Source organism: Psychromarinibacter halotolerans (assembly GCF_029168315.1).
GTDB lineage: Bacteria > Pseudomonadota > Alphaproteobacteria > Rhodobacterales > Rhodobacteraceae > Psychromarinibacter > Psychromarinibacter halotolerans.
In genome coordinates, this window is sequence record NZ_JARGYD010000006.1 from 269,590 (window position 1) to 286,788 (window position 17,199).

General features: G+C 66.4%; 17 protein-coding genes. 2 read left to right on the top strand and 15 right to left on the bottom strand.

The genetic code is table 11. The features are described 5' to 3' along the window. Positions 1 to 24: 24 nt before the first annotated feature. The 5 genes from P1K30_RS16505 to P1K30_RS16525 all read right to left on the bottom strand — a co-directional run bounded on the left by P1K30_RS16505 (position 25) and on the right by P1K30_RS16525 (position 4,973). A complete protein-coding gene (locus P1K30_RS16505) occupies positions 25 to 1,473 on the bottom strand; it encodes an aldehyde dehydrogenase (RefSeq protein WP_275633859.1) in 1,449 nt (482 codons plus the stop codon). Between the two features lie 23 nt (positions 1,474 to 1,496). Continuing rightward, positions 1,497 to 1,940: a GlcG/HbpS family heme-binding protein gene (locus P1K30_RS16510; protein ID WP_275633860.1), complete on the bottom strand. Its 444-nt coding sequence runs from the start codon at positions 1,938 to 1,940 to the stop codon at positions 1,497 to 1,499. A 68-nt stretch (positions 1,941 to 2,008) separates the two neighbouring features. Then, positions 2,009 to 3,106, bottom strand: a complete 1,098-nt coding sequence (dctP, locus tag P1K30_RS16515; protein ID WP_275633861.1) for a TRAP transporter substrate-binding protein DctP — start codon at positions 3,104 to 3,106, stop codon at positions 2,009 to 2,011. Between the two features lie 26 nt (positions 3,107 to 3,132). Then, complete coding sequence (locus tag P1K30_RS16520) at positions 3,133 to 4,437, bottom strand: TRAP transporter large permease (protein WP_275633862.1); 1,305 nt, start codon at positions 4,435 to 4,437, stop codon at positions 3,133 to 3,135. Further along, the gene (locus P1K30_RS16525) at positions 4,434 to 4,973 is read right to left on the bottom strand and encodes a TRAP transporter small permease subunit (protein ID WP_275633863.1); all 540 of its coding nucleotides are present in this window, start codon (positions 4,971 to 4,973) and stop codon (positions 4,434 to 4,436) included. The genes P1K30_RS16520 and P1K30_RS16525 overlap by 4 nt, the downstream gene beginning before the upstream one ends. 138 nt (positions 4,974 to 5,111) lie before the next feature. Here P1K30_RS16525 and P1K30_RS16530 point away from each other — a divergent pair, with 138 nt between their 5' ends. Beyond that, the gene (locus P1K30_RS16530; protein ID WP_275633864.1) at positions 5,112 to 5,798 is read left to right on the top strand and encodes a TetR/AcrR family transcriptional regulator; all 687 of its coding nucleotides are present in this window, start codon (positions 5,112 to 5,114) and stop codon (positions 5,796 to 5,798) included. Positions 5,799 to 5,869: 71 nt separating this feature from the next. Next, positions 5,870 to 7,576, top strand: a complete 1,707-nt coding sequence (locus tag P1K30_RS16535) for a thiamine pyrophosphate-binding protein (protein WP_275633865.1) — start codon at positions 5,870 to 5,872, stop codon at positions 7,574 to 7,576. Positions 7,577 to 7,653: 77 nt separating this feature from the next. Here P1K30_RS16535 and P1K30_RS16540 read toward each other — a convergent pair whose 3' ends face one another. From P1K30_RS16540 to P1K30_RS16585, 10 genes are all read right to left on the bottom strand, one after another. Continuing rightward, complete coding sequence (locus P1K30_RS16540) at positions 7,654 to 8,952, bottom strand: TRAP transporter large permease (protein ID WP_275633866.1); 1,299 nt, start codon at positions 8,950 to 8,952, stop codon at positions 7,654 to 7,656. Then, the gene (locus P1K30_RS16545; RefSeq protein ID WP_275633867.1) at positions 8,949 to 9,470 is read right to left on the bottom strand and encodes a TRAP transporter small permease; all 522 of its coding nucleotides are present in this window, start codon (positions 9,468 to 9,470) and stop codon (positions 8,949 to 8,951) included. The genes P1K30_RS16540 and P1K30_RS16545 overlap by 4 nt, the downstream gene beginning before the upstream one ends. Before the next feature lie 60 nt (positions 9,471 to 9,530). Next, on the bottom strand, positions 9,531 to 10,520 hold the full coding sequence (locus tag P1K30_RS16550; protein ID WP_275633868.1) for a TRAP transporter substrate-binding protein: 990 nt from the start codon (positions 10,518 to 10,520) through the stop codon (positions 9,531 to 9,533). A 31-nt stretch (positions 10,521 to 10,551) separates the two neighbouring features. Continuing rightward, positions 10,552 to 11,352, bottom strand: a complete 801-nt coding sequence (locus tag P1K30_RS16555) for a glutathione S-transferase family protein (RefSeq protein ID WP_275633869.1) — start codon at positions 11,350 to 11,352, stop codon at positions 10,552 to 10,554. A 56-nt stretch (positions 11,353 to 11,408) separates the two neighbouring features. Beyond that, entirely contained in the window at positions 11,409 to 12,293 is an 885-nt protein-coding gene (locus tag P1K30_RS16560) for a VOC family protein (protein ID WP_275633870.1), read from the bottom strand. Further along, on the bottom strand, positions 12,290 to 13,123 hold the full coding sequence (locus tag P1K30_RS16565; protein WP_275633871.1) for a fumarylacetoacetate hydrolase family protein: 834 nt from the start codon (positions 13,121 to 13,123) through the stop codon (positions 12,290 to 12,292). Before P1K30_RS16565 ends, P1K30_RS16560 begins: the two co-directional genes overlap by 4 nt. 18 nt (positions 13,124 to 13,141) lie before the next feature. After that, positions 13,142 to 14,683, bottom strand: a complete 1,542-nt coding sequence (locus tag P1K30_RS16570; protein ID WP_275633872.1) for a bifunctional 3-(3-hydroxy-phenyl)propionate/3-hydroxycinnamic acid hydroxylase — start codon at positions 14,681 to 14,683, stop codon at positions 13,142 to 13,144. Positions 14,684 to 14,898: 215 nt separating this feature from the next. Further along, positions 14,899 to 15,801, bottom strand: a complete 903-nt coding sequence (locus P1K30_RS16575) for a LysR family transcriptional regulator (RefSeq protein WP_275633873.1) — start codon at positions 15,799 to 15,801, stop codon at positions 14,899 to 14,901. A 10-nt stretch (positions 15,802 to 15,811) separates the two neighbouring features. After that, positions 15,812 to 16,387: an NADPH-dependent FMN reductase gene (locus P1K30_RS16580; protein WP_275633874.1), complete on the bottom strand. Its 576-nt coding sequence runs from the start codon at positions 16,385 to 16,387 to the stop codon at positions 15,812 to 15,814. Then, positions 16,384 to 17,064, bottom strand: coding sequence for a GntR family transcriptional regulator (locus P1K30_RS16585; RefSeq protein WP_275633875.1), 681 nt, complete (start codon positions 17,062 to 17,064; stop codon positions 16,384 to 16,386). Before P1K30_RS16585 ends, P1K30_RS16580 begins: the two co-directional genes overlap by 4 nt. Positions 17,065 to 17,199: the final 135 nt, after the last annotated feature.

A 17,199-nucleotide genomic window follows, 5' to 3' on the forward strand; every position in this document is an offset into this window, starting at 1 on the left:
CGCGCGCCTTCGTCTTGGGGTGCCCTAGAACGGGTAGGGCTGTTCGGGGTCCTCGACGGTGATCCAGCGCAGTTCGGTAAAGGCGTCGATCCCGGCAGAGCCGCCGAACCTGCCGTAACCGCTGGCCTTCACGCCACCGAAGGGCATTTGCGCCTCGTCGAACACGGTTGGACCGTTGACGTGGCAGATGCCGCTTTCGATCCGCCGCGCCACGTCCATCGCGCGCCGGACATCCTGCCCAAAGACCGATGACGACAGGCCATAGTCAGAGTCGTTGGCCAGTTCGATGGCGTGATCGGTGTCCTTCGCGCGGATGATCGAGACGATGGGGCCGAAGCTTTCCTCGCCATAGATCCGCATCTCGGATGTGACGTGGTCAAGGATCGTCGCCGGCATGATGGTGCCGCTGTCCGGGATGCCGCCGCAAAGACGTTTCGCGCCCTTCGCCTCGGCATCGGCCAGAAGGGCCGCGACATGATCGACCGCGTCGGCGTCGATCACGCTGCCAAGGTGGACCTTTTCGCCGGGTGGTCCGGCGACCAGCCCTGCGGCCTTGGCGGCGAAGGCGTCGGCAAAGGCGTCGGCCACCTTTTCATCCACGATGATCCGCTCGGTCGACATGCAGATCTGGCCCGAGTTCATGAAGGCCCCGAAATTCGCGGCATTCACCGCGCCGCCGATATGGGCGTCGTCCAGAACCACCAGCGGGGCCTTGCCGCCCAGTTCCAGCAGGCAGGGCTTCAGGTGCTTCGCCGCCCGTTCCGCGATGATCCGCCCGACGCGGGTGGAGCCGGTGAAGTTGATCCGCTTCACCGCCGGGTGGTCGATCAGCGCGTTCACCACATCGGGCGCATCCTTGGCGCTGTGGGTGACCACGTTCAACACGCCCTTCGGCAGCCCCGCCGCCGCCATCACGTCGGCCAGCATCCGGTGGGTGGCGGGGCATTTCTCGGACGCCTTCAGCACCACGGTGTTGCCGCAGGCGATGGGCAAAGCGAAGGCGCGGACGCCAAGGATCTGCGCCGCGTTCCACGGGGCCATGCCGACCAGCACGCCGACCGGCTGGCGATAGCCCATCGACAGCGAGCCGGGACGATCCGAGGGGATCACCTCGCCCTTGATCTGGGTGACGGACGCGGCGGCCTCGCGCAGGATCTTGCCCGCGAACATGCAGTTAAAGCCGTGCCACATGCCCGTGCCACCGGTCTCGGCGATGCCGATCTCGATGAACTTCGGCGTCCACTCGTCCATCAGGTCGGCGGCCTTGTTCAGGATCTTGCGTCGTTCGGCCGGGCCGGTGGCGGACCACGCCGGAAAGGCGGCCTGCGCCGCTTTCACCGCCCTGTCCACGTCCGCCGAGCCTGCGGCGGCCGCCGTCGTCGCGGTGGCGCCGCCCACGGGGTTGGCGCGCTCGAACGTCGCGCCGTCGCCCGCCGGGACGTTCTCGTTGTCGATCAGCAATCCGGTGTCCATCGGTCTTTCTCCCAAACCCGTTGTCAATCCGCAGCCGTCAGGCCCGCCTTGGCGATGCCCGCGCGCGCGCAGAGTTCGTCGTTCTCGCCGGTGTCGCCGCTGATGCCGACCGCGCCGATCACGGTGCCGCCGTCGTCAAGGATCAGCACGCCGCCGTGGTTCGGCGCGACGCGCCCGCCCGAGGCGGCGACGATGCCGCCAAGGAACCCGGGGTTGCCGCCCAGCCGCTCGCCGATGGTGCGGGCGTTCAGCCCCATGCCCACGGCGCCCCATGCCTTGGCCAGTGCCACGTCCATCCGGACGATGCCGCTGCCGTCCTCGCGCTTGGCGGTGACGATGTGGCCGCCGGCGTCCAGCACCACAACGGTCAGCGGCAGGAAACCCTGCGCCTTGCGGTGGGTCAGTGCCTCGGACGCGATGGTTTCTGCGGTGTCGAGCCCGAGGGACGTGCTGACGGGATGGACCATGGTGTCGCTCCTGTTGTTTTGTGTGAATTGGGGGTGGGGGCGGCCGAAGCCGCCCGCCGCGGTCGCGATCAGTAGTCGACCTTGCTGTAGATCTCGTCCCACAGCAGCTGGGCGTAGTCGTCGGTGCCCTTCTCAGACAGGATCGCCGTCCATTTTTCGAGGTTCTCCTCGAAGGTGTGCACGATGTCCGCCGCGTTCGAGACGCCGCGCGCTTCGGCATCTTCGATGACGCGGCCTTCGTAGCCGTCCAGATAGGCGGTCAGCGCGGTCTCGTAGGCGCCGTCAAGGTCGGTCACGGTCAGCCCAAGGCCCTGCCACTTCTCCAGCGCGGCGGCATCGCGTTCGGTGTAGTTGTCGATGATCCCTTCGATGGCTTTCGGCATCGAGGTCAGGAATGCCTCTTGCACCGGGTCCGACAGACCGTCCCAGGTTTCGGCGTTCATCGTCGCGATCGAGATCGCGAACTGCGACCCGTTCGGCGTGTCGATCACGGTCTTCACCACCTCGCCCAACGAGAACGCTTCCAGCCATTCAGCCGAGATGATGGTGCAGTCCGCCACGCCGCGCTCCATCGCTTCCAGACGGGCCGGCGGCGGCACGTCCAGCTGGATGCCGCCAAAGCTGTTGACCCAGCCCGCGATGGTGGACTGGCCGATCACCTTGCGGCCGGTCAGGTCGTCCATCGAGGTGATCTCCGGCGCGCAGGACATCAGCGTCGGTGTCGTCGCGTGGGCGCCCATGAACATCGCGTTGTTGTTCGCGTACTCGTCCCGGCAGCTTTCGCAATCCAGCAGGATCGTTTCGTTCAGCGCCGCCGCCGTTGCATAGGGGTCTTCGCCCATGAAGTAGAGATCGGCGAAGATCAGGTTCACCGGCATGTCCGCCTGCGCGTCCTCGGGCTGGGTGAAGGCCACGTCGATGACGCCGTCGCGGATCGCCTCGAAGTTGCCCGCTGCGTCGAACAGCTGACCGGCCCAGAAGTATTTGACCGTGACGTCGCCGCCGGTCGCTTCGGTGACCATGTCGAACAGCGGCTGGATGCCGGCAGAGTTCACGCCCACCACGGGCGGTAGGTGGGTGGAATATTGAAGTTCCTGCGCACTCAGCGCGCCGGATGTCAGGGCCGTCGCGGCCGCAAGGGCCGTCACTTTGGTAGAAAGTTTCATCGGGTCCTCCTCTGGTTAATCACGGGTCACCGGGCGCTTGCGGCCAGAACGGTGGAAATGGCGGGAAAGGCGATCAACAGGGCCAGCACGACGATCTCGGTCACGAAGAACCAGCCGGTGCCGCGAAAGATGGTGCCCACAGGGATCTGCGGCAGGATCGAGCGCAGGATGAACACGTTCATCCCGACGGGTGGGGTGATCAGGCCGATCTCGATGTACTTGATGAACAGGATGCCGAACCAGATCATGTCGATATGCGCGGCCTCGTAGATCGGCAGGAACACCGGCAGCGCCAGCAGCATCAGCCCGATCGGATCGAGGATGCAGCCCAGCACCAGAAAGATCAGGCCGGTGGCGATGATCAGGGCCAGTGGCGACAGGCCCCAGCCGATCACCGCGTCCGAGATGAACTCGGGCAGGTCGGAATAGGCCATGAAGCGGGTCAGCAGCACGGCGCCAAGGATGATGAAGAAGATGCTGGCGGTGTTCTCGATGGTGCCAAGGAACGAGTCGCGCAGAACCTGCAGGGTCAGCCGGCCCTTGAGCAGGGCGATGACGAAGGCGGCGAGCACGCCGAAGGCGGCGCTTTCGGTCGCCGAGGCGATGCCACCGTAGATGGTGCCGACGACCACGAAGATGATGACGGGCAGGGGCCAGACCTCTGCAAGCGCCCGCCACTTGGCGCGCGGGTCCTCGGTTTCGCGCACCGGCGGGGCCAGCTTGGGGTTCACCGTGCAGCGGCCCATGATCATCAGGCAATACAGCCCCGCCGTCAGCAATCCCGGCAGGATGCCGGCAAGAAACATCGAGCCCACCGAGACCTCGGCGAAATAGGCGTAGATGATCATGGGGATCGACGGCGGGATCATCACGCCCAGCGTGCCTGCGGCGGCGACGGTGCCGGTGGCCAGCCCCTTGTCGTAGCCAAAGCGCAGCATTTCCGGCACCGCTATCCGGCCCATCGCGACCGAGGTCACGACGCTGGACCCGGCGGCGGCGGAAAACCCGGCGCACCCGATGTTCGTTGCGATGGCCAGCCCGCCGGGCAGCCACGACAGCCACAGCCGCGCGGCGTGGAACAACGAGGCGGTCATGCCCGACGCGTGAGCCACGGCGCCCATCAGCAGGAACAGCGGCACCGCCGAGAATTCCCAGTTCGCGGCAAAGCTGTAGGGGACGTTCTGCAGGATCGAGAACGCCGCGCGCGGGCCCTGGATCACGAAGATACCGAGGGTGGCGACCATTCCCATCGCCAGCCCGATGTGAAAGCGCAGCATGATCAGCAGTATCATGACGCCGACGCCGATGCCTCCGACTGCAATATCGCTCATTTGGGGGACTCGATTTCAAGAGAAACGGCGTCGTCGTCGCCGCGTGTCAGAAGGGTCAGCAGGGCGGCAAGCGTCATCGCGCCAAGCCCGACGACGACCAGCCAACGCGATGGCCAGATCAGGAAGGGCGTGCCAAGGATCGTGTCCTTCTCGCCCCGCGCGGTCTGGCTGATCGCCTTGACCCACGCCTGCCACGTCATGACGCCAAGAAACGCCGTCAGGAACAGACCGTTGGCCTTGCGCGCCACCGTTCGCAGGCCCCGTGGCAGGGCCGAATACAGCAGGTCGGCGGTGATATGCGCGCCGCGCAGTTCGGCATGGGCCAGCGGCAGAAAGAACAGCGCGACCATGTAGTAGCTGGTGACGATCTGGTGGGTGGCGAACAGCGGCGACCGGAAGAACTTGGTCGCGATGGCGTCGGCGAAGATGTGCAGCGTCGCCAATGCAAGGGCCACCGCCGCCGCCAGCGTCATCGCCCGCCCGGCAAGTTCGGCAAGCCGAAGCAGCCGCCCTAAGGGTCTGGCCTTGTCTGACATATGGCCTCCTCCCCGAACCCCATTGCCAAAATATTTGAACACATGATTAACTGATCGAAGGCGTCGGTCAAGGGGTGTTTTGCATCGCGGGTCGAAGCCTTATGGTAGGGTCAACAAACACGACAGGATGCCCCGGACATGGCGAAAGCCCAATCCAACGCCGCCCAGACGCGGCAGAAGCTTATCGAAGCCGCGGGCGAGAAGTTTGCGCAGAACGGGTTCCGCGCGGTGTCGGTGCGCGACATCGCGTCCGCCGCCAAGGTGAACCCGGCGCTGATCGCCTATCACTTCGGCAACAAGGAAGGCCTGTTCGAAGAGGTCATGCGCGCCAGCGCCGCCGACCATGTCGCGCAACGGATGCACGACCTGACCCGCGCGCGTGCGAACGGGGTAGAGATCAACCTTGAAGGCTTGTTGAGGATATACCTGCAACCCCTTCTGAATAATAAGAATTGGCAATCCGGCGCTGCCAATTTCGCGCGGCTTCATGCCAGCCTGATCAACGAGCGGTCCGAGGTCGCGGAAGAGATCGCGGCCCGCGCCTTCAACACCGTTAACATCGCATTCATCGACGAGATCTCGGCGCTGTTGCCGGATCTCCCGCGCGAGGTGGTGATCTGGCGGTTCTACGCGATGATCGGGTCGATCCTGTTTTTCAACACACGCCCGACGCCTCCGGGGTTGCTCGTGGTGTCGGCCGGCAAGTGCGACAGCACGGACGGGGACGAGATCTTTCGCCAGATCCTGCCTTCGCTGGTCGCGTCCTTCTCGGCCCCGGCGCCCGCCGCGGCGCAGCAAGAGGCAGGCCGCGAGAAATCCGCCTGATCGGGCAAGGCGCTTGCCAAAAATTGAACACGCGATTAATGCTTGATCCATACCGCAGACGGGGAGGGATCATGGACCGTAATTGCGCAGAGATCGTCATCGAGTGTTTGGCGAAGGCCGGGGTCGACCACGCATTCGGGATTCCGAGCGGCAAGATGATGCCCCTGATGAAGGCGCTGTCGCGTCAGAACCGGGTGCGGTTCATCGGCGTCCGGCATGAACAGGCGGGGGCGATGATGGCGACCGCCGCGACGCTGGGCACCGGTCGGCTGTCCTGCGCTTTCGGTGAACTCGGTCCGGGCGGCAGCAACCTTGTCCCGGGCGTCGCGAATGCCTTCGCCGACAACGTGCCGATGATCGCGATCACCAGCGGCAACGCCACGCACCTGACCGGCCCCGACCGTGGCATCATGATGGATCTCGATCTGGTAGAGCTTTACCGCCCCATCACCAAGCTCAGCATCCGGCTGACGGACGGTCGCCGCGCGCCCGAAGTGTTGCGCCGCGCGATCCGCGAGGCGCTGTCGGGCCGGCCCGGCCCGGTGCACGTCAACATTCCCGCCGACATCCTTGCGTCCAGTTATCCCTATGACCCGCGCACCCTGTCCGAGGCCGCCTTCGCCCCGCCGCCGCGCCTGTATCCCGATCCGGCGCTGATCGATGCGGCGGCCCGCTGCCTGTCCGGAGCCGAACGTCCGCTGGTCATCGCCGGGGGCGGCACGGTGCAGTCCGGCGCCTCTGCCGACCTTCTGCGGGTTGCCGAGATGCTGGGGGCAGCGGCCACGGCCACCCAGATGGGCATCGGGTCGGTGCCCTCGGACCATCCGGCCTTCATCGGCCACGGCGGGATCATCGGTGGCGCAGCGGTGATCGAGGCGCTGGAACAGGCCGATGCCGTCCTTGCCGTCGGCTGCCGGTTTTCCTCGTGGCTGTGGGGGGCGGACGGGCCGCTGGTGTCGCCGGACGCGCGGCTGGTCCAGATCGACACCGACGCCGGGGCCTTGGGGCGGAACACGCCTGTCGAGGTCGGTATCCACGCGGACGCGAAGGCCGCGCTGGCTGAACTTGCAATGGCGCTGGACGGCCATGCTGCCCGCGCGGCGACGACAGGCTGGCGGGACGCGCTGGTCCGGCGGCACCGCACCGAGATCGCCGAGGCCGAAACCATCGAGATCATCGACGACCTGCCGCATCCGGCCCGCTATGCTGAGGTGTTGAACCAGATGCTGCCCGCCGATGCGCTGGTCACCTATGACGGCGGCCACACGACGTTCTGGCACAACGACCGCCTGTCGGCCCCCGCGCCGCGCACCCGGTTCCACATGCCCGGTCTTGCCCTTCTGGGCTGTGGGCTGCCTTACGCGCTTGGCCTGAAGGCCACCCAGCCGCACCGCCCGGTGATCTGCACCACCGGCGATGGCAGCGTCGGTTTCACCATTCAAGAACTCGACACCGCCGTTCGCTATGACCTCCCGGTGGTCGTCGTCGTTCACAACAACGCCGCTTGGGGCGTGATCCGGGCCGGGCAGCAGAAATCGGGGTTCGAGTTCGAGGCGGACCTGTCCGGCACCGACTATGCCGCCATCGCGCGCGGTTTCGGGTGCGAGGGGCATCTTGTCAGCAGCGAGGCCGAGTTCCGGGCGGCCCTGTCCAAGGCGCTGGCCAGCGCAAAGCCCAGCCTGATCGACTGCCGCACCACGTTCCAAGGGCATCCTGCGATGCGCTATTTCGGCGCCGCAGGTGCGCCGCGCGGGGCGGACGCGGCGCTGCCGTACTGACGGAACGACGGATGCGCCCGGTCCGGGGCGGGGCAGGGATGTGCCCCGTCGCGCCCCCAAGGCGCCGGGGGCGGCGGTCAGTACAGGACCGAGGGCAGCCATAGCGCCAGCGACGGAGCCGCGAAGAGCAGGGCGATCAGGACCAGAGGGGCGATCAGGAACGGGGCGATGCCGGCGTAAAGCGCCTGCATCGACAGGTCCGGCACCTGCGCGCGGATGATGAACAGGTTCATCCCGACCGGCGGGGTGATCAGGCCCAGTTCCACCAGCACCACGACCAACACGCCGAACCAGACCGGATCGAAGCCGAACCCGGTCACGATGGGCAGGAAGACGGGAACCGTGATCAGGATCATCCCGATGCCTTCCAGAAAGCAGCCCATCACGATGTAAATCGCGACGATCAGCGCCATGATGGTGAAGGCCGAAAGCTCGGCCTGCTGCGACAAGGCCAAAAGCGTGTCGGGCAGGCGTGTCTGGACGATGAAGTTGGAAAAGATCGTCGCGCCGACGATGATCATGAACAGCGCGCACGACACCAGAACGGCGGTCTGCAGAGCTTGCAGCAGTGCAGGGACCGTCAGCGTGCGCTTGAGAAACCCCAAAAGGATCGCGCCAAAGGCACCGACGGACGCGGCCTCGTTCGGGCTGAAGATACCGGCATAGATCCCGCCGATGGTCACCACGAACAGCAGGATGAACTGCCACGGCTCGCGCAGGGCGCGCAGCTTGTCCGACAGCGTGGTGCGGACGGGGTCGGGCGCATCGCCGCTGCGGCGGGCGCGCCAGAAGGCGATGGCCATGTACAGCACCAGCAGCACAAGCCCCGGCAGCATCGACGCGGCGAACAGGCGCGCGACCGACAGCTCTGCAACGCCGCCATAGATCACAAGGATGATCGAGGGCGGGATCAGGATGCCCAGCGACCCGCCCGCCGCGATGGACGAGGCAGCATAGCCCCGCCCGTATCCGGCGCGGCTCATTTCCGGCATCGCGATCCGGGTCATGCTGGCTGCGGTGGCGACGGACGATCCGCAGATGGCGCCGAATGCGCCCGAGGCGGCGATGGACGCGATGGCCAGCCCGCCGCGGACACCGGACAGCAGCACCCGCGCCGCCCCGAACAGCTCTGCCGACATGCGCGAGCCGCTTGCGATCTCTCCCATCAGGATGAACAGCGGGATGACCGACAGGTTATAGGACGACGCGGTGTCGAAGATGGCGGTGCCCGAGATCAGTTGGGCCACCGCAAGGTTGTTCAGGATCGTGTTGCCAAGGATGCCGACCGCCGCGAGGGCCACCCAGACCGGCTGGCGCAGGAACAGGGCGGTGAACAGGGCGCCGATGGCGCCAAGGCCAAGTGCGAAGGGGGTCATGTGCGGGACCGTTCGGGTGCGGGGCCCCGCGTGGCGGCGGTGCGCAGGCGACCGATGTCGGCAATCAGACGGCGCAGGCAGACCCACAGGATGCCGGACAGCCCGACAAAGGCTACCGCCCATAGCCACCAGACCGGCATCCCGAGTTCCAGGGAATGCCCGCCCCATTTGTACGCGTCCTGCGCGGGCGAGATCATCGACCAGCCAAGAAAGACGAACACTGCGAACGCCGCACAGGTGGCCAGTGTTTCCAGCAGGACCAGCACGCGGGGCGATACCATGTAGTCGATCAGGTCGATGGTGATCTCTCCGGCGCGGGCGATGACGGGGGCAAGACCGAAGAACACCATGATCAGCAGCGAGAAGCTGACGACGTCGTAGGCGCCGCGCACCGGGATGCGAAAGGCAAAGCGCAGGATGACGTCAAGCACGGTGACGGACATCATCACCACCAGCGCGGCGCTGGCGACCCAAAGCATGATCTTTGGCAGGCTTTGCCTTGGTCTGTCGACGCTCATGGTCCCCCCGTTCGTTCATTCGGATCCGGCCCGCCCCGGCAGGCGCGGGCCGGATCGGTTTCAGTCCGTGTAGGCCGACAGGAAGGCCTCGGCATCGCCGCCAGAGTCGGCGGCCGCCGCGACGGCTTCGTCCACGATGCCGGCAAACTCTGCCTTCAGGTCGTCGATCTGGTCGGCGCCAAGCGTGATGATGTTCACGCCTGCCTCGGCCATGTAGGCGCGACCGCCGGCCTCGCCCTCGTCCAGCATCTTGCCGAACCACTCGGCCCGGTCCGGCCCGGTGGTGTCGTCGATGATCGCCTGAAGCTCTGGCGACAGGGCGTCGTAGGTCGCCTGCGACATGACCAACGCGAAGGGCGCCGCTGCCAACCCGGGCTCAAGCGAATAGCTGGTCACCGGCGCAAGGTCGAAGGCTTTGGTCGCCTCGAACGGGAAGCAGGCCCCGTCGACCACGCCCTTGCTCATCGCGTCCGCCGCCTCTGCCGGGGGCACCGGCACCGGCGAACCGCCCAGCGTCTCGATGATTTTCTGCCACGTCGATCCGGCATAGCGGATGCGCTTGCCCTCGAAGGCCGACAGGTCGGACGGGTCGGCGTCGGTCAGGTGGATCTTCAGCGGCGGCGTGACCGCCATCCACAGGATCTTGGTGTCGGGATGTTCCCCCGCAAGATAGTCCGGCGCCAGTTCCGTCAGCCGCCGCGAGGTGATCGCACTGTCGTTGCCAGCCGAGGGCACGGTCAGCGGCAGGCCCGCCAGCTCGGTCATCGGGAACCGTCCGGGCGTCGCGCTGTGCAGGATCACCGCAAGGTCGGCGGCCCCGGTGCGCACAAGATCGTATTGGCGCGGGGGCGGGCCAAGCTGTCCGGCCGGGAAGATCTCAAGGTCCAGTTCGCCGCCGCTCAGGTCGGCGATCTCGGTCCCCCATGCCTCGATCGCGCGGTTCCAGACGTGGTTGGGCGGCAGGAACGTCGAGACCTTCAGCGTCTCGGCCTCGGCGGTCGCGGCGCCGAAGCTCGCCATCGCGACCATCGTCAGTGCCAGTCGTTTCATCGTTTCCTCCCTTGATGATGTGCTGGTGTAGTCAGGTGCGGGCCGTCCATCGGTCGGACAGCTCGGGCCAGTGCGTTTGCCCGGCGGTGCGCATCGCCGTGGCGGCGCCGTCCGGGATCAGGTCCGCAATCGCCCGCGCGTAGCTGGGCCGCGCCTTCATGGCGGCAAGCCAGCCCGCGATCGCCGGGCGGTCGGCCCAGAGGCCGTCGAAGCCCAGCCGGTCCAAACGGTCGAGATAAGACAGCAGCGCCACGTCCGAGAGCCCGAAGGCGTCGCCCGAGATCCAGGCGGTCTGGCGCAGCGCCGCGTTCATGTCGGCAAACCACAGGCCGACGTGCCGCAGCGCCTGATCGACGTGGACGGACGCCAGACCCCGGTCCAGCAGGTCGCGCCGTTTCGCGCGCGCGACCGGGTCCGGCATGCGTGCCAGACTGGCGTCGATCTCGTCTTGGGATTTCGTCGCCAGCATCTTGTCGCGCATGACGGTCGAGAAACTGAGCGTGTTGATCGCGCCGTGGATCGCAAGGCCGCGCAGCAGCCAGTGCCGCGCGGCGACGCCCCGGTCCGGCGCGGCGGGCATCAGGGCGCCGCCGTTATGGACGCGGTCGAGGTACGACAGGATCAGGCTGGATTCCACCACGACCAACCCGTCGTCCACCAGCGTCGGCACCACTGCCTCGGGGTTCAGTGCCACATAGTCCGGCGCGAACTGGTCGCCCTTCTGCAGGTCGAGCAGGCGGCTGTCATAGTCCAGTCCGATTTCTTCCAGCGCCAGCCGCACCTTCTGGGAACAGACGCTGGTCGTGCCGTGGTAAAGAACAAGCGTGCTCATCGGGGGTGTGCCCTTTCGCTGCGGATCGTGCGGTATGCCGGTTGCTGCGCCATGCGTTACACGAAGGGGATCGCCAGCTGCGCCTTGGCGCAGTCGTCGCGTTTCGGCGGGGCGATGCCCCATTGGTCGGTGCGTCCCTTGGGCCAGACCCAGTCTGCCGGCGTGCCGACGCGATAGCTGTCGTCGACCTCCAGCACCTCTGCGGTATGCTCGATGACGATGCCGTCGGGATCGACGAAATAGGCGAAGACGTTGTCGCCGGGGCCGTGCCGCCCGGGACCCCAGCCGATTGGGAAACCCGCGTCGCACATCCGGCCCGAGGCGCGCATCACGTCCTCCCAAGACGGGTGATTGAACGCGATGTGGTTCAGCGTATCGACGGGGGCCATCGCAAGCACGACCGCATGGTGGTCGGCGTTGGTGCGCAGAAAGCCCATCTTGGCCGACCGGTCGGTCAGGCGGAATCCCAGACCCCGCTCGAAGAAGGCGATGTCGCGGTCGATGTCCGTCGTGTTGATGTTGACGTGGGCCAGCCGGTCGGGCTGGCTGTCGCCGTCCAGCGGGGCGGCGTCGGCTGTGCCTTGCACCACACGGTACAGCCGTCCCGCAGGATCGCGCACCGCAAAACCGGTGCCACCGCCGATGTCATCCACCGCGCCGATGTCGCCCTCGGCCGTGCCGCCGGCGGCGATCATCCGGTCCCGAAGTGCGCCAAGCTCCGTGTCGGGCGCGGCGGCGAAGGTGACCGACACCGCTGCCGTCTCTCTCTTGGTCAGGCGCAGCACGTAGGCATCGGTGCCGGTGGCGCGCAGCCAGACCATGTCGTCCCGCTGGTCCGCCAGCGTCAGCCCCCAGACATCGGTGTAGAACTTTGCGGCGCGGGCCGGATCGGGGACCGACAGCTCGACGCTGCGCAGGCCGATGATGGGGAAGGCGCTCATGTCTCTGCCCTGACGGTGTTTTTCAGGCTGCCGATGCCAGAGATGCGGATCTCGATCTCGTCCCCGGGCTTCATCCAGACCGGCGGCGTGCGCTTGGCCCCGACGCCGCCGGGGGTGCCGGTGGCGATCACGTCACCGGGCGACAACGGCGTGAATTGCGAGACGTAGGCGATGATCACCGGGATCGGGAAAATCATGTGGGCCACGGGGGCTTCCTGCATGACGTCTCCGTTCAGGATCGATTGCACCAGCACGCTGTCGAGATCGGAAATCTCGTCCGGCGTCACCAGTTCGGGGCCGAAGGGCGCGGTGCCGGGGAAGTTCTTGCCCGGGGTGAACTGCGTCGTGTGCCATTGCCAGTCGCGCAGCGAGCCGTCGTTGAAGCAGGCGTAGCCCGCCACATGCGCCATCGCGTCGGTCTCTGGAATGTTGCGGCCGCCTTTGCCGATGACGACGGCCAGTTCCGCTTCGAAATCGAAGTCGGCAGAGGCCTTGGGCATGACAAGCGGCGCACCGTCCGCGATCAGCGTGTCCGCGAACCGCGTGAAGATCGAAGGATACGAGACCTTGGCGCGGCCGGTTTCCTTGCGGTGGGATTCATAGTTGTGCCCCACACACAGGATCTTGCCCGGGTCCGGAATGACCGGCAGCAGCGTGACCGTATGACGGGGCAGGCGCGCGGCGGGGCCATCGAAGTCCAGACGATCCTGCGCCACCGCGTCCTTCAGCGTGCCGGGGGCGTCCGGAAGGCCGCCGAGGTCGAGGATGTCATCGCCATCCACCCGTCCCCAAGAGGTCCGTCCCTCATAGAAAAATGTTGCGAAACGCATGTCTGTCTCCGTTCTTCGTCAGGTCTCGGTCGCCGCTGGGACAAGCGCCATTTCGCCCGCCATCGCGACGATCCGCTCGGACAGTTCCGGTCCGTCCGCCGCCATCGTGGCGGTGTAGAAATCCGGCCGGATCAGGACCGCGCTTGCGTCCCGGTCATCCAGCCATTGGCGCAGCTGCCCCTCGGGATCGGCCAGATCCGTTCCGATGCGGAACCGACGTGCGCCAAGCCGGTGCAGAACCGCGTCCGCGTCGGACGAAAGCGCGATCTCTCTGCCGTGCAGCAGGACCCACCCGCCGCCGGTGACGTCGTCCAGCAGCTTTGCGTCCGCATCGACAGCCGGGTTGACGAAGCGTTCGCCTGCACCGGGGCTGACGATGCCGGACGCGATGGGCGCGATAAGTTCGGCTGCGGTCCGGATGTCCGTCTGGGACCGGACCCGTTCGTCCCGTTCGGCGGCTTTGGCCGGATCGAGGATGCAGATGTACTTGCCCGCCTCGATGGCCTTGCCGATCACGTGCCGGACCTGCGCGTCGCGTTCCTGTTGGTAGGTGTCCAGCAGCCGGTCGCTTGCGCCGTCCTGCACGACCAGTTGCAGTTTCCACGCAAGGTTGGCGACGTCGCGCATCCCGTGGCACATCCCCTGACCGAAGAACGGTGGCGTCTGGTGGGCGGCATCCCCGGCCAGAAAGACGCGGCCCTTGCGCCACTCCTTCGCGATCAGCCCGTGGAACCGATAGGTCGCCGCCCGGATCACGGTATGAGGCGTCTTGCCCACCCAAGGCGCCAGCAGGCCGGCCACCACCTCGGGCCGCGACATCTCGGCGTCGCGTTCGCCCGGCAGCAGCATGAACTCCCAGCGGCGGTGATTGCCGCGCCCGGGAACGATGGTGGCGGGGCGGGCCGGGTCGCACATCATGACCGACAGGCGGTGCAGGTCGGCCCCGTCCGGCACGCCGGTCAGGTCCGGGAAGGACAGGGGGCCGTCGACCTCTGCGTCGACCACAAGCCACGGTTCCTCGAACCCCAGATCGTCCAACTGCACCCCAAGCGCCTTGCGCACGGTGCTTCGGGCCCCGTCCGTGCCGATCGCCCACCGGCATCTAAGGTCGCTTCCGTCCGACAGGCGCAGCGTCACCGCGTCGGCGGTCTGGCTTAGATCCTCGACCTCGACGCCCAAGCGCAGGGCCACATTGTTAAAGCGATTCAAGCTGTTGCGCAGGACGGCTTCCAGCTCTGGCTGGTAAAAGAAATAGTCGTTCGCATAGCCGTAGGGACGCGGTTGGCCCGCCGCGCTTAGATAGCGGATCATCCCGTGGTCCGCGCCGATGTGAAGATGGCCGTTCGCCGCAAACAGCAGGTCGTCCAGCGGCGCAAGCGCATCGACGTCCGCCAGCAGGCGCATCATCTCGTGGTCGATATGGACGGCGCGCGGCAGGGCGTAGGGCGCGGTGTCTCGTTCCAGCACGATTGTCGAAAGACCGGCCCGCCCCAGCAGGTTCGCGGCATAGGCGCCGACGGGGCCGCAGCCGACAATCGCGACATCCCAGGCGTCGGTCATGCGAAGGCGCCCGATCCGGTGTTGCAGCGCGGCAGACCAACGCGGCGCGGTGCGCGCAAACGGCGCCAGAAAGCGGCTGGCTGTTCGCCACAGCCGGCGTCGAAACGATGCATGGATCCTCCCTTTCCGGTCATTCTTGCGGACCGGTCAGCAGAGTGTGGTGCCAGATCTTACATTGGTAAAATAATAATAATGCGGAACAGCATAGTTTGAATTTATGGAACTTGACGGGTGTCCCACGCGGCGGCGATGAACTTCTCGGCCAGCGGCATGGGGCTGTCGTCGGCCAGCCGCCAGACCGCCAAACGGCGCGGCGGCGGCGCGCCCTTCAGCGGCACCGAACGGATCAGACCGGCCTCCATCTCTGTCGCGGCGACCGAGGCTGGCAGCAGCGCGACGAAGCCTGCGGTGCGGACCATTTCCTTCATGGTCGCAAGCGCGTCGCAGCGGACCGTGCAGCGGGGCAGGGCAACGCCGGAACTCAGGAAGACGGCTTCCAGCTGCTTTCGCGTTGCCCCATCGGCCAGCGGCAGAACCCACGGCAGCCGCACGGCATCGGAGATGGTCAGCCCGTCCGCCGGAAGATCCAGATCGGGCGAGGCCAGAAGCAGGAACGGCTCTGCGGCGACGACGGTTTCTTCGATGTCGGCGGGCGGGTCTTCGCGCCCGGCGGTGCACAGCGCGATGTCGGCGGTGCGGTCGCGCAGCAAGGGAAGAATATCCTCGTCGCGGACTTCCTGCGCGCGGATCTGGAACAGGCTGCCATCGGCGCGCAGCGGTCCAAGGATGCGGGGCAGAAGGGCCAGCAATGCGCCGGGCGTGCCCGCCACGGTCAGGGGCCCCTCGACGTGGTCGCGGTGGCCTGCCAGTTCCTGCCGTGCATCCGACAGGATGTTCTCGATGGCGCGCGCGCGCCGCAGCAGCAGTTGCCCCGCCGGGGTCAGCGACGCCCCCTTGCGGTCGCGCAGGGCCACCTTGGTTCCGGCCCAGTCCTCTAGCTGCGCGATGGCAATCGAGACAGAGGGCTGCGACATGTTCAGATGTTCCGCGGCGGCGGTGAAAGAGCCCTGCGTTTCGACCGCCAGCAGAACCCGCAGATGCCTTGGATCAAGCGCCATCGTGCTGCGCCTACTGCCGCAAGGGTCTTAGGCCCACGGACAATGTCGCCATTTCCTTCAGGAACCCGACGGCTTCTTTCTGATGCTCCTCGGTCGCCACGAAACGACCCTCTGCGATGTGGGTCTTGACCGACGGGATGACCACTCCGGTTTTCGATGGGAACATCTTCAGGGCGTTGACGATCAGCTTGGTCACCTGCACGGCGCGCAAGCCGCCAGAGCGTCCGCCGTAGCTGACGAACCCCGCAGGTTTGCAGGCCCACTCTGGCCCGAGATAGGTCAGCGCGTTCACAAGAGAGGGCGGCGGGCCGTGGTTGTATTCCGGCGTGACGAACACGACGCCGTCGCAGGTGCCGATGGCCTTCGCCCAGCGTTTTGTATGCGCGTGTTCGTAGTCGCCAAAGCGGGAATGGCGGGCCTCGTCGTAAAGCGGCAGGGCGAAGTCCTGAAGGTCCAGCAGCACCGCGGTAACCATGTCGTAGTCGGCCGCGACGTCGTGGAACCATTCCGCAACCGCCTTACCGACCCGACCGGGACGGGTGCTGCAGACGACGATCCCGAGGGTGGCGCGTGTGTCTTCGGTCAAGGCTGGGCCCCTTTCACCACCGTCTGAACAAGCTCTGATGTGCGCTGGAAATGCGCGGTGATTAGTTTCGCGGCCGTTTCTGCGTCGCGATCAAGGGCTGCGGTCAGGATTTCCTGGTGCTCGTCGCGCGGGTCGGTGCGGGAGGCTCCGGCCAGCGACGCAAGGCTTCGGTATCGTTCGGCGGAATCGAACAGTTGCCCGCAGGTTTCGATCAGCCAGTCCGACCCGCACGCAGAGACGAGCGCTTGGTGGAACGCCTTGTGCGCCAAGTTCCACGCGGGGTCGGTTCCGGTGCGCCCGTCCTTCGGCGCCCGGGGTGTCCGCGTCAGGCGATGAAGGCTGACAAGCACCGACTCTTCCCAGTCGGCGCCGCCAAGCTCGATCGACCGGCGGATGCCAAGTTCGTTCATCCAGCACCGCGCCTGCGTCAGGTCCATCAATTCCGGCAGGCTGACCGGAGAGACGATGAACCCGCGGTTGTCGGCGTGCTGGGCAAGACCTTCGGTGGCCAGCCGGTTCAGAGCCTCGCGGATCGGGCTAAGGCCGGTGTCGAACCGTTTGCTGAGTTCCCGGACGTTGAGCTTTTCGCTTGGCGTGAGCGAGCCGTTGAGAATGGCGGTTCGAAGGTCGCCGTAGATCGCACTAGAGCGGGTCGTCTTGCCTTCGGATCCTGCCATCACTTGCTGTTCGCGCATACGCCATGTCCAAACAAAACGGTTCCCCTACAATCGATTTAAACGGCAAGGCCGTGAAGATAAACCACTAAAATCCGACTGTCACAGAATGATCGATTATTTATTGACTTGAACCGC